The sequence below is a fragment of the Achromobacter sp. 1011791174 genome (assembly GCF_059760925.1).
Genome location: NZ_JCBANH010000016.1, coordinates 1 through 12,729, shown reverse-complemented (window position 1 = coordinate 12,729; position 12,729 = coordinate 1). Strand labels below are relative to the sequence as shown.

The window sequence follows — 12,729 nt, the reverse complement described above, 5'->3', positions numbered from 1 at the left end:
TCAAGCAGCCTCGGCGTACACATCCTCCGGGTCGGGCTGCTGGGTCTTGCCGACATCAAACATCTGTACCGGCGTTTTGCCTTCCATCATTCGGCCTTGATGCGGCCGCTCGTAGTTGTAGTGATTGCAGATAGGCATCAAAGTCCCCCTGCATTTGGTCGATCGATTCATCCCAGGCCGTGCGGCCCTCAATGCGGAGGTGCTCGTCCAGCAAGGTGCGATGCAGCTGCTCGACGAAGCCGTTGCTTTGCGGGCGTCTGACCCGGGTCGTGCGGTGCTGGATGCCCTCCAGTTGCAAGAACAATTCGAACGGTTGCTGATCGGGCCTGCCGCGGTATTCCCTGCCGTTGTCCGAGAGCAGAGTTTCGATGCGCAGGCCTTGCTGCTCGCCCCGCGGCAAGCCGGCCTGGGCGGCTTGCAGCCAACCCTCGCCTACGCCCGGAACGAATCGACGAAGAACGCGTCGACGGCCGCGAGCTCGCTCGTGTGCTACCCCTCTATTTGACGTGCGCGAAGCCCTCCGCGCCATGCTGCTCACGCTTGTGCGGGCGTGACTTGCGGAATTTCATACACCAGCTTGGCGTACAGATCGTTCAGGTACCGCATGCGCCGCCTTTCTGTAAAACCCAAGCCCAGATAGAACCTTGCCACGTTGGGCTTGCCTACATCGGCCAGCAGGCCGACCTTGTGCAAGCCCACAGCCTCTGTCTCCCTGATGACGGCGCGCACCAACTGCTTGGCGATACCACCGCCCCGGTGGTCGGGATCGACCGCCAGCGAATCAATGTAGATTTCGTCGTCGTCGGACTCTCGCGGAAGCTCGTCCGCCTGGCCGTCCGGCGGCGCGTAGCGGTCTTCATCCGCTCCCTTGAAGTAAAGGATGCAGCCGATAACCTGGTCGTTCTTGCGCGCGACCATCACATTCTCGACGTTGAAGTACACGTCGGCGCGCGAGAAGTCTCGTTCGTAGTGGAGCAAGGCTTCGGGCAGGCTCGCCTGCCCCGAGATTTCCAGGACGGCATCTTCGTCAGCCAGGGCGATAAGGCGCACGACTGCCTTGGCGTCGGTGACGCGTGCCTTTTCGATCTTCAGTTCCGTCATCATGGAAAATCCGCATATCTGTTGTACTGAGATGATACCCAGCTGACGCCAGTCCCAAGCCGGTGTTTGCTTAAGCAGCCTCGGTGAACACGTCCTCTGGATAGGTGATCCATCCCGATGCCGCGACTCTTCATCTGCCCATGATGCTGCTTGCCTCAAAGTCTCATATGCGCGAGCGCGCATGAATGCCGCCGGCCTGATTGCCGCGAATACCACTTTCGTGCATTTTCGATCGATTGATTGCCAAGGCACTTGATCCGCGGATCACGCTCATTTCTAGTTCCCTCAGACATTTTCCAGTCATCGCAAACCTCACCGGTTACTTCGTCTGATTTGCCCTGCGGAAGCCCGCAAGCAGCGTCACAAGCGAGGACGGAATCGGTAGCATCCCCCGTGCCCATTGCCTCGCAATCCAGATGTTCGTCACTTCATCGGCGCGCTGGTGATGCGAAGGCGGATGCGGCGTGGACAAGAGGCATGAATAGAAAAGGGGGGAATAAAGACTCAACGTTGCATGCGCTAGCAGGGATGCGTGAGCGGCCATGTTCGGGCTGCCGGAAGTTCTCGCTCATCGCCGGCGTGGCGCGCCTTGATCCGCGTCTTCGACGCCCAGATGAAAAAACAGCATTAAGCCCGGTGTATTAATAAAGGATCTGGTTATGAAATTTCTATTTTCTGCATTGACTGCTCTACTGACTTCGACAAGCGCCTTCGCCGCGGGCCATGACTGGTCCGGCGCCTATCTCGGCGGGCAGATGGGCTACGCCTCGGGCACGTCCCGCTACAGCAGCGATATCGATGAGCAGCTCAAGTTCAGCCCGGACGGATTCCTGGGCGGCATCTACGGCGGCTACAACCACCAGTTCAGCAACAACATGGTGCTGGGCCTGGATGCGGATTTCAGCCTTGCGAATATCAAGAACAATGGCAAGTACTACGACGGCGGCATCCGCGATCCCGAAGTGGGAACGTCGATCAAGATGCGTTGGAATGGCGCGGCCCGGATCCGCGCAGGCTATGCCGTCGATCGGTTCCTGCCGTACGTCGCGGCGGGTCTTTCCTATGGGAAATACAAGCTGTCGGTCTGGGATGAGGAAGGCAGCATGCTGGATGTATCGAAGACGCGCACGGGCTGGACCATCGGCGCGGGCCTGGACTACGCCGTGACCGACAACCTGATCGCTCGCGTTGAATATCGCTATTCCGATTTCGGCAAGGCCAAGATTTTCAGCGACGTGTCCGATTCCCTCAGCTTCAAGACGCACGACGTGCGCCTGGGTATCGCCTACAAGTTCTGAGGCGCGCCGACTGCATCGGACAGCCGGGTCGAGCGGCGCGGGCAGGGCCATTGCAGCGGGCTCTGCCCGCGTTCATTTTTTCCGGGGTTTTCTGGCTTGCCCAGGGCCTTGCCTCAGGCCGGCCCGATCACCTGCCAGGCTTAGAACAGCCGACCCTCGGCCGAATTCGCCTGCGCCAGCCCCGTCAGCAGTTTCTTCACCGGCGCCGGCAGCGCGGTGGATGCCAGTTCATCGGCCGGCACCCAGCGCGATGGCGGGCCGCCTTCGCGCAGCGCGGCCGAGCGCACTTCCACCCACCACGGCCGGATATGCAGCCGGTAGTGCGTGAAGGTATGCGAGAACGCGGCCAGCGCGCTGTGCCGTTCCGGTTCCAGGCCCAGTGCCCGGGACGCCGCGCCGGGATCGCCGGCCGCGTCGAATTCGGGCAGGCTCCACAGGCCGCCCCAGATGCCGGGCTCGGGCCGCTGCTGCAACAGGTAGGCGCCATTCCATTGCAGCACCAGCATCGCCGTCTCGCGCTCGGGCACCGCCTTGCGCGCCTTGGGCGTGGGCAGCTCGGCCTGGCGGCCTTCGCGCCTGGCCACGCAGGTATCGGCCACCGGACACTTGTCACAGGCCGGCTTGCCGCGCGTACAGAGCGTGGCGCCCAGGTCCATCAGGCCCTGGGTATAGGCGGCCATGTCCAGGTCCGGCGCCACTTCGACCTGCGTGTCGGCCAGCGCCCACAGGCGCTGTTCGACCTCGCGCTTGGACGGATCGCCGGCGATGCCGAAGTGGCGCGTGAACACGCGCTTGACGTTGCCGTCCAGGATCGGCGAACGCTCGCCGTAGGCGAAGGCGGCGATGGCGGCCGCCGTGGAGGGACCGATCCCCGGCAGGGTGGCGATGGCTTCGGCCGTGGGCGGGAAGCGGCCCTGCCAGTCGCGCGCGATTTCTTGCGCGCAGCGGTGCAGGTTGCGGGCGCGCGCGTAGTAGCCCAGGCCGGCCCAGTACGGCATCACGTCTTCCTGCGCGGCGGTGGCCAGCGCGGCCACGTCGGGAAAGCGGGCCAGGAAGCGCTCGTAGTACGGGATCACGGTGGCGACCTGGGTCTGCTGCAGCATGATCTCCGACAGCCAGATGCGGTACGGATCGCGAGTGTTCTGCCAGGGGAGATCGTGGCGGCCGTGCAGGCGCTGCCAGGCGACGATGCGGGGAGAAAATTCCATGCGTGAAAGTATAAGGCCCACCCCGAAGCGCCTGCGGCGCTTCCCCTCAAGGGGCGCCGTGGCGGACCGGCGGAGCCGGATCCGCGCGGCCGCGTTTGTGCGGCGTCAGGGGCTGGCGCGGGGAGGGCTCGTGTGTCCGGCGTGGCTGTTTGCCTTGGCTGTCGAGGCGGCATTCCGGGTTCATGGGACGCGCGACGCAGGCGTGCGGCGGCGCGCGCTTGAATGCATAATGGCCGCAGGCGTCCAGGACGCTTTCCTCTTTGCCAACGGAGGAAGCCGGAGCGCGGCAACTTCAGGCGCGGCGGCGGGTTTGTGCTGTGGATTTATGTATTGCGATTGCAGGTCGAGTGACACTCACTGGAGCGATGTACATGAATGCGCCTCTTTCGCCGGCCGTGCTGGCGGCCCTCGAATCCGTCCAGCTGGACGACAGATACACCCTTGAGACCGGCCGCGCCTGGATGAGCGGCATCCATGCGCTGGTGCGCCTGCCGATGATGCAGCGTCTGCGGGACTCGCGGGCCGGGCTCAACACCGCCGGCTTTGTGTCGGGCTACCGGGGGTCGCCGCTGGGCGGCGTGGACCAGAACATGTGGAAGGCCGCCAAGTACCTGAAGGCGCACCATGTCGAGTTCCAGCCCGGCATCAACGAGGATCTGGCCGCCACCGCGGTCTGGGGCACGCAGCAGGTCAACCTGTTTCCCGGCGCGCGTTACGACGGCGTGTTCGGCATGTGGTATGGCAAGGGGCCGGGCGTGGACCGCTGCGGCGACGTGTTCAAGCACGCCAACGCCGCCGGCACCTCGCCGCATGGCGGCGTGCTGGTGGTGGCGGGCGACGATCATCCGGCCAAGTCCTCCACGTTGCCGCACCAGAGCGATCACATCCTGAAGGCCTGCATGATTCCGGCGCTGTTTCCGGCCAGCGTGCAGGAAGTGCTGGACTACGGCCTGCATGGCTGGGCCATGAGCCGCTACGCGGGCGTCTGGGTGGGCATGAAGTGCATCACCGACATCGTCGAGGTGTCCGCCTCGGTCGACGTGGATGTCGAGCGCGTCAGGATCCTGCTGCCCGAGGATTTCCAGCTGCCGCCCGATGGCCTGAACATCCGCATTCCCGACACGCCGCTGCAACAGGAAGCGCGGCTGCTGGACTACAAGCTGTACGCCGCGCTGGCCTATGCGCGCGCCAACCAGCTCAACCGCGAGCCCTGGCACGTGCCCGCCAGCGAGGCGCGCTTCGGCATCATGACGTCGGGCAAGGCCTATCTGGACACCTGTCAGGCGCTGGCGGACCTGGGCCTCTCGCCCGAGGTTTGCCGGCGCATCGGCCTGCGGCTGTTCAAGGTGGGCATGGTGTGGCCGCTGGAATCCACCGGCACGCAGCGTTTCGCCGACGGGCTGGACGAGATCCTGGTGGTGGAGGAAAAGCGCCAGGTGCTGGAATACCAGCTCAAGGAAGAATTGTTCGGCTGGATCGGCAGCGGCAAGAAGATCCCGCGCGTGGTCGGCAAGTTCGATGACAAGGACGGCGGCGAATGGGCGGTGCCGCAGGGCAACTGGCTGCTGCCCGCGCACTACGAGTTCTCGCCCGCCATGGTGGCCAAGGCCATCGCCTCGCGGCTGCTGCGCTTCGCGCTGCCCGAGGATGTGCGCGCCGGCATCCAGGCGCGGCTGGACGCCATCGCCGCGCGCGAACAGGCGCTGGCGCGCCCGCGCGTGGTCGAGGAGCGCAAGCCCTGGTTCTGTTCAGGCTGTCCGCACAATACGTCCACCCGCGTGCCGGAGGGCTCGCGCGGCATGGCCGGCATCGGCTGTCACTACATGGTGACCTGGATGGGCCGCAACACCCAGGCATATACCCAGATGGGCGGCGAGGGCGTGCCCTGGATCGGCCAGGCGCCCTTCACCGACGAGAAGCACGTGTTCGCCAACCTGGGCGACGGCACCTACTTCCATTCCGGGCTGCTGGCTATCCGCGCGGCGGTCGCGGCCAAGGCGCCGATCACCTACAAGATCCTGTTCAACGACGCGGTGGCCATGACCGGCGGGCAGCCGGTGGACGGTCCCATCAGCGTGCCCATGATCAGCCGCCAGGTCGCGGCCGAGGGCATCGACAAGATCGTGGTGGTGACGGACGAGCCGGACAAGTATCGCGGCATGGCCGGCATGGCGCCGGGCGTGCCGGTGCATCACCGCGACGAACTTGACGCGGTGATGCGCGAACTGCGCGACCACGCCGGCGTGTCGGTGCTGATCTATGACCAGACCTGCGCCACCGAGAAGCGCCGGCGTCGCAAGCGCGGCGCCTATCCCGACCCGGCGCGGCGCGTGCTCATCAACGAGCGCGTGTGTGAGGGCTGTGGCGATTGTTCGGAGCAGTCCCATTGTCTGTCGGTCGAGCCGCTGGAGACCGAGTTCGGTCGCAAGCGCGCCATCAACCAGTCCAGCTGCAACAAGGATTTCTCCTGTCTGAAGGGCTTCTGCCCCAGCTTCGTGACGGTGGAAGGCGGCAAGCTGCGCAAGCCGCAGCCGCTGGCGCCGGAAGGCGCGATCGACGACACCCTGCCGGCGCCCGCCGCGCCGGGGCTGGCGCGGCCCTACGGCGTGTTCATCGCCGGCGTGGGCGGCACCGGCGTGGTCACCATCGGCCAGCTGCTGGGCATGGCCGCGCATATCGAGGGCAGGGGCTGTTCGGTGCTGGACATGGCGGGCCTGGCCCAGAAGGGCGGCGCCGTGTATTCGCACGTGGTGCTGGCCGCCGCGCCGGATCAGCTGATGAACACACGCGTGGCGATGGGCGAGGCGGACCTGGTGCTGGCCGGCGACCTGGTGGTGGCCACCAGCGCCGACGCCATGGCGCGTCTGTCGCCGGGACGCACGCGCGTGCTGCTCAACAGCGATACCGCCCCGACCGCCGCTTTCGTCAAGAATCCCGACTGGACCCTGCCCGGCGCGGCGCTGGCCTCCGAATTGGAAGGCGTGTGCGGCAAGGAGCATGTGGACACGGTGGATGCGGCCGCGCTGGCGGTGGCGCTGCTGGGTGATGCCATCTACGCCAATCCGCTGATGATGGGCTATGCCTATCAGAAGGGCTGGCTGCCGCTGTCGCGCGAGTCGCTGCTGCGCGCCATCGAGCTTAACGGGCAGCAGGTGGCCGCCAACCAGGCCGCCTTCGCCTGGGGCCGGCGCGCGGCCCAGGACCTGGCCGGGCTGAACCGGCTGGTGGCGCAGGGGCCGAAGCCGGCGTCGGTCTATCCGGAAGGCATCGTCGAACTGCGGCGTCCGCGCGCCGCCGCGCCGGTGGCCGAGCTGAAGAAGCCCGCGGGCGAGCTGGAGCAACTGGTATCGGTGAGACGCGAGTTCCTGACCCGGTATCAGGACGCCGCCTATGCCGCGCGCTACGCCGACCTGGTCGACAAGGTGGCGCGCGCCGAGCGCGAGGCCACCGGCACGCAACGGCTGGCGCTGGCGGTGGCGCGCTATGCCTTCAAGCTGATGGCCTACAAGGACGAGTACGAAGTGGCGCGACTGTACTCCGATGGCGAGTTCGAGCGTCGCGTGGCGCAGCAGTTCGAAGGCGACTGGAAGCTGCGCTTTCATCTGGCGCCGCCGCTGTTCGCGCGGCGCGGCCCGGACGGCAAGCCGGTCAAGCGCGCCTACGGACCGGGCACGCTGCGCCTGTTCCGTTTGCTGGCGCGGCTGCGGCGCCTGCGCGGCACGCGCTTCGATCCGTTCGGCTACACCGCCGAGCGGCGCGCCGAGCGCGAGCTGGTCAGGGAATACCACGAGACGCTGACGGCCATCCTGCCCAAGCTCAATCGCGGCAACCTGGACCGTGCCGTGGCGCTGGCCAGCGTGCCCGAAGAAATACGCGGCTACGGTCATGTGAAGGAGGCAGCCATGGCGCGGGCGGCGCAGCGTCGCGAGGCGCTGCTGAAGGATTTCACCGCGACGGTCGTGAAGCTGGACGGGACGCGGGCGGCCTGAAGACGGGGCAGGGCGTCGTGGCCCCTGCACGGGGGATGCCGGACAGGCGCGGATCGGCGTTCGCGCCGATCCGCCCGGAATCAGCCGGTGGTTTCCGTCTTGTTGCGGCGGGTGATGCCGGTATCGAAACGCTCCACGCCAGGGCGCGCGGCGCCGGTGTTGAAACGTTCCACGCCGGGGCGGTTGGGCGCGGTGTCGAAGCGCTCCACGCCGGGCCGCGCCGCCGGACGCTTGAACAGCTCCACGCCGGGGCGCGTGAAGCGCTCGACGCGCGGCGGGCTCTCGGTCTTGGCCTGCACGCTTTGCGCGGCGACCTGTTCGCGCTTGGCGATGATCTCCTCGGCGCGCTGGTGGTGCGGCGCCATCTTGCGCACCATGACCCGGCCGTCGCGCGGGAAGTAATTGATGCGCCGCGCATGCACGTCGCCCAAGTCCTGGGCCTTGACGGGAATGCCTTCGGTCTTCAGGTAGTTCAGCACGAACTGGCCGTTGCGTTCGCCGATGTTCATCTGCTGCATGGCGGACAGCACCGCGCCGCCGCCGAACACCTTGGCTTCCAGGCGGTCGCGCGAAGCGCCGGCCTTGAGCAGTTCGTTGATCAGCACTTCCATGGCGAAGGCGCCATAGCGCATGGTGGCCGAGGCGGGCGACTGCATGTCGCCCTCCGGCAGCATGAAATGGTTCATGCCGCCGACCCCGGTTTTGGGATCGTGGATACAGGCGGCGACGCACGACCCGAGCACGGTCGAGATCATCAGGTCTTCGTCGGTGACGTAGTACTCGTTGGGAAGTACTTTCACCGCCTGACATTGGAACGCGCTGTCGTAGTAATGGCGCGTTGCGCGAGCTTCAAGACGGGAGACCATGGCGCGGAATATTGGGCAAGGGCAACGATAGGGACACGAAGTGCACTGCTACGGAAAACAGAATTCGTTTCAAAATATGTAAAAAATTTGCGCTTTATTCTTGCATATTCGCAAGACCAGCGGGAGAAATGCTGTGTAACGGCGGCGACAATGCGTCCCTGCTTATATGGCTGGCTGCGTCTCCTGTGTTTTGTTCTTTCCGTTCCACGGCGGCGGCCGCCGCAAGGCCGCCGCCTCAGGGCCGGACTTGGGTTTCGCCGTCTCCGCGGGCAGGGGCCGCGCCAGTCGCGCGCGGTCCCGCCGGGATGATCTGGGACCATCCTACACGGGGACTGCGCGCGGCTTTTCCCCGATCACGGGGAAGAAGGTGCTTTATACGGGGCTTTAGAACGGCGTTTGACGCCGGTTCAGAAACGTGTGCTGCGCGTGACCGACCAGCGCGCCGACAGCGCGCCCAACACGGCGGCGGCCAGCACGGCGCCCGCCAGCACGGGCGTGCCGGGCAGGCGCAGGGCGAACTCGGCGCCGTAGCTGCGGGCCAGGCCGAGCAGGGCGTTGTTCAGCGGCGACAAGGCCAGCGCCGCGACGCCAATGGCCAGCAGCGAGGCCAGCGCGCCCGACAGGCCGCCCAGGTACAGGAAGGGACGGCGCACGAAGGATTCGGTGGCGCCGACCAGCCGCGCCACGGCGATTTCCTCGCGTTGCGACAGCGCCTGCATGCGCACGGTGTTGAACACCGTCGCCAGCACCACGACCGCCACGCAGGCGGCCAGGAAGCCCAGGCCGATGCGGGCGAAGCGCAGGATGGCCTCCAACCGCTGGACCCAGGCGCTGTCCAGCTGCACCAGGTCGACCTGGTCCCATTGCTTCCATATCTTGGCCAGCCGGTCCGCGCGGCCCGATAGGTCCTCGCCGTCGGCCAGCGTGACCACCACCGCGTCGGGCAGCGGGTTGCCCGGCAGCACGGCCAGCGCCTGCTGCCAGGCGGGATTGGCGCGCAGGCTGGCCAGCGCGTCGTCGCGGCCCACCACGCGCACGGCGCGGATGTCGTCCTGGTGCTCGGACTGGATGCGCTTGGCCACGCCGGCGGCCGCGCCAGCCGGAGCGTCCACGCGCATGAAGACCGTGACCTCGGGCGTGACCGACATCTGGCGCGCCACCGGCTGCACCGATACCAGGATGGCGCTGCCTAGCAGCGGCAGCGCCAGGGCCAGGGCCATGACCAGCAGGTTGGCCAGGGAGGAGAAGGGTTGCTTGATCAGCCGGCGCACGGTGACCATGAGCGCGTAGCGGTGTTGGCGCAGCCAGGCGTTCATGCTTGCGCTCCTTCGCCGGCGGCCGGCGCGGGCGTGGCCGGGCCGTGGGAATCGGAGAACTTGCCGGGGTCGATGCGCAGGGTGCGCGTGGCGTAGCGCGCCATGAGTTCCTGGTCGTGCGAGGCGATCAGCGTGGTGACGCCGACGCGGTTGAAGTCGCGAAACACATTCATGATGCGTTGCGCGTTGTCATGGTCGAGATTGGCGGTGGGCTCGTCGGCGATGAGGATGGCGGGGCGGTTGACGATGGCGCGGGCGATCGCCAGGCGCTGCTGCTCGCCGCCGGACAGCTCGATCGGGTTCAGTTCTTCCTTGCCCGACAGGCCGACCTTGTCCAGCGCCGCGCGGGCGCGCGCGGCCGCCGAGTCCCAGGCCTGGCCGGTGACGGCCAGCGGCAGCATGACATTTTCGAACGCGCTGCGATCGAACAGCAGATGGGTGTCCTGCAGGATGACGCCGACGGCGCGCCGCAGATAGGGGCGCGCGCGGGCCGGCAGCTTGTCCAGCCGTTGCCCGTTGACCTGGATGGAGCCGCGGCTGGCGGGCTCCAGCCCGCCGATCAGCTTGAGCAGGGTGGACTTGCCGGCGCCGGACGGCCCGGACACGAAAATGAACTCTCCCGCGCTGACGCGGAAGTTGATGTCGGCCAGGATGTTGCGGCCGCGGCCATACGATTTGAAGACGTGCTGGAATTCGATCATGGCGGCTGTCGGATGAAGCCGCAATAGTAACTCGGGGACAGGGATGCGGACGCATTCCCGCGTGATGAAGACGTTTCCAAAACACGCGTGTGACCGTGCGGAAACACAAGATCTTCCAACGAAAAGCCGTCCCCATTTTTCATGATGGACGATCGTTTTATTGATCCAGTGTCCCTATATTTCGAGGGAATTCCCCGATGCGCCGCTTGCTGCGCCGCCGCTACCATTCGGCGCATGTGCAGGGCCCACACGGCCCGGTTACCGGCTTCGATTCACCCACACGGAGATCACGATGAAAGTACTGAAACTCGCTGCTGTCGGCGCCGCCTTGTTTGCTGCTTCCGCAGCTTCCCATGCGGGCGCGACCTTCGACAACGTCAAGAAGAAAGGGTTTGTACAGTGCGGCGTTTCCACGGGCATTCCGGGGTTCTCGATCGCGGACAGCAAGGGTGAATGGAAGGGCCTGGACGTGGACCTGTGCCGCGCCATCGCCGCCACCATGTTCGGCGACGCCAGCAAGATCAAGGTCACGCCGCTGAACACGCAGCAGCGCTTCACCGCGCTGCAGTCCGGCGAGGTCGACGTGCTGACCCGCAACACCACTGTCACGCTGACGCGCGACACCACGCTGGGCCTGATCGGCGTGGGCGTGAACTACTACGACAGCCAGGGCGTGATGGTCTCCAAGGACCTGAACGTCAAGAGCGCCAAGGAACTGAACGGCGCCACCATCTGCGTGCAGCCCGGCACCACCACCGAGCTGAACCTGGCCGACTGGTTCCGCGGCCAGAAGATCGAATTCAAGCCCGTCGTGATCGACAAGTACGACGAGATCATCCGCGCCTTCTCGGCCGGCCGCTGCGATGCCTTCACGACCGACAAGTCGCAGCTGGCCTCGACCCGCACCACGCTTGAGAACCCGGACAAGTACGTGATCCTGCCGGAAGGCTTCTCCAAGGAGCCGCTGGGCCCCATGGTGCGCCAGGGTGACGAGCAATGGTTCAATGTGGTCCGCTGGTCGCTGAACGCCATGCTGGAAGCCGAGGAATACGGCATCACCAAGGCCAACGTCGACGAGATGACCAAGAGCACCAACCCCAACATCCAGCGCATCCTGGGCGTGACCCCGGGCATGGGCAAGAACCTGGGCGTGGATGACAAGTGGGCCTACAACATCATCAAGCAGGTGGGCAATTACGGCGAGAGCTTCGAGACCACGCTCGGCCAGAAGAGCGCCATGAAGCTTGAGCGCGGCCTGAACGCTTCGTACAAGAACGGAGGCCTGATGTACGGCTGGCCCGTGCGCTGACACGCGGGGCTGCCCGGGGGCGGGACCCGATGTCCCGCCCTGCCCGCCGCGAGCGGGCGGCAGGAGTGGGCGGCGCGACCCGCAAGGCGCCGCCGCCCGGTATCCGACTTCTGTAGAAGTGATTCATGACGAATTCCAACAATAATGCCCATCAGCCGGCGCCGCGGCCTTCCGCGGGCGCCCAGCTTGCTCCCAAGCGGCGGCTGAACTGGAACGATCCGGGCGTGCGGGCGGTGGTGTATCAGGTGGTCGCGCTGGGCGCTGTAGCGCTGGCCGTGTGGTTCCTGGTATCGAACACCCTGCACAACCTGGCGGTGCGCAACATCGCCACCGGCTTCGGCTTCCTCAATCGCGAGGCCGGCTTCGCCATCGGCGAGACACTGGTTTCCTACACACCCGCCGACACTTATGGCCGCGCCATCTGGGTCGGTCTGCTCAACACCCTGCGCGTGGCGGTCATCGGCATCGTGCTGGCCACCATCCTCGGCACGCTGATCGGCATCGGCCGGCTGTCGAAGAACTGGCTGATCGCCAAGATCACTTCGATCTACGTCGAGGTCATGCGCAACGTGCCGCTGCTGCTGCAGCTGTTCTTCTGGTACGCGCTGATCACGGAAAACATGCCGGGTCCGCGCCAGGCGCACAACCCGCTGCCGGGCGTGTTCATCTCCAACCGCGGCCTGAAGGTGCCGGGGCTGGAGGGCAACTCGCTGGACTGGATGCTGGTCGGGCTGGCCGTGGCCATCGTCGCCATCCTGTTCCTGGGCCACTGGGGCAGGAAGCGCCAGGAAGCCACCGGACGCGTGTTCCCGCTGGGCCGCGCCGCCATCGGCCTGATCGTGCTCGGCCCGCTGGCCGGCTGGCTGGCCAGCAGCGCGGCGAATTCCGGCGACAGCGTCAGGCCGCCCGAGAAGTTGAAGCCCTTCAGTTCCGGCATGTCC

9 protein-coding genes and 1 pseudogene are annotated in these 12,729 nt (G+C 66.2%); 4 read left to right on the top strand and 6 right to left on the bottom strand.

Annotation, left to right across the window (positions count from 1 at the left end):
• Positions 1–489: pseudogene (locus tag AC6LJ5_RS08225) on the bottom strand (integrase core domain-containing protein); the annotation flags it as partial.
• 45 nt (positions 490–534) lie between these two features.
• The gene (locus AC6LJ5_RS08220; protein WP_498140234.1) at positions 535–1,104 is read right to left on the bottom strand and encodes a GNAT family N-acetyltransferase; all 570 of its coding nucleotides are present in this window, start codon (positions 1,102–1,104) and stop codon (positions 535–537) included.
• A gap of 656 nt (positions 1,105–1,760) precedes the next feature.
• Here AC6LJ5_RS08220 and AC6LJ5_RS08215 point away from each other — a divergent pair.
• A complete protein-coding gene (locus AC6LJ5_RS08215) occupies positions 1,761–2,399 on the top strand; it encodes an outer membrane protein (RefSeq protein ID WP_498140233.1) in 639 nt (212 codons plus the stop codon).
• A 140-nt stretch (positions 2,400–2,539) separates the two neighbouring features.
• Here the strand turns inward: AC6LJ5_RS08215 and mutY are convergent, their stop codons facing one another.
• Positions 2,540–3,607 carry an A/G-specific adenine glycosylase gene (gene mutY, locus AC6LJ5_RS08210; RefSeq protein WP_498140232.1) on the bottom strand — a complete coding sequence of 356 codons (1,068 nt, stop codon included), beginning with the start codon at positions 3,605–3,607 and terminating at the stop codon, positions 2,540–2,542.
• A 371-nt stretch (positions 3,608–3,978) separates the two neighbouring features.
• On the opposite strand from mutY, the gene AC6LJ5_RS08205 reads away from it, so the two are divergent.
• Complete coding sequence (locus AC6LJ5_RS08205; protein ID WP_498140231.1) at positions 3,979–7,596, top strand: indolepyruvate ferredoxin oxidoreductase family protein; 3,618 nt, start codon at positions 3,979–3,981, stop codon at positions 7,594–7,596.
• Between the two features lie 80 nt (positions 7,597–7,676).
• Here AC6LJ5_RS08205 and cheD read toward each other — a convergent pair whose 3' ends face one another.
• From cheD to AC6LJ5_RS08190, 3 genes are all read right to left on the bottom strand, one after another.
• Positions 7,677–8,462, bottom strand: coding sequence for a chemoreceptor glutamine deamidase CheD (cheD, locus tag AC6LJ5_RS08200; protein WP_498140230.1), 786 nt, complete (start codon positions 8,460–8,462; stop codon positions 7,677–7,679).
• A gap of 407 nt (positions 8,463–8,869) precedes the next feature.
• Positions 8,870–9,778 (bottom strand): cell division protein FtsX, encoded by a 909-nt coding sequence (locus AC6LJ5_RS08195; protein ID WP_498140229.1) that lies wholly within the window; start codon positions 9,776–9,778, stop codon positions 8,870–8,872.
• Entirely contained in the window at positions 9,775–10,479 is a 705-nt protein-coding gene (locus AC6LJ5_RS08190; RefSeq protein ID WP_103272244.1) for a cell division ATP-binding protein FtsE, read from the bottom strand. The genes AC6LJ5_RS08195 and AC6LJ5_RS08190 overlap by 4 nt, the downstream gene beginning before the upstream one ends.
• A gap of 292 nt (positions 10,480–10,771) precedes the next feature.
• On the opposite strand from AC6LJ5_RS08190, the gene AC6LJ5_RS08185 reads away from it, so the two are divergent.
• Both AC6LJ5_RS08185 and AC6LJ5_RS08180 read left to right on the top strand, forming a co-directional pair.
• Positions 10,772–11,788 carry an amino acid ABC transporter substrate-binding protein gene (locus AC6LJ5_RS08185; RefSeq protein WP_103272245.1) on the top strand — a complete coding sequence of 339 codons (1,017 nt, stop codon included), beginning with the start codon at positions 10,772–10,774 and terminating at the stop codon, positions 11,786–11,788.
• Positions 11,789–11,913: 125 nt separating this feature from the next.
• A partial coding sequence (locus tag AC6LJ5_RS08180) for an ABC transporter permease subunit (RefSeq protein ID WP_498140228.1) occupies positions 11,914–12,729 on the top strand: 816 nt, incomplete at its 3' end.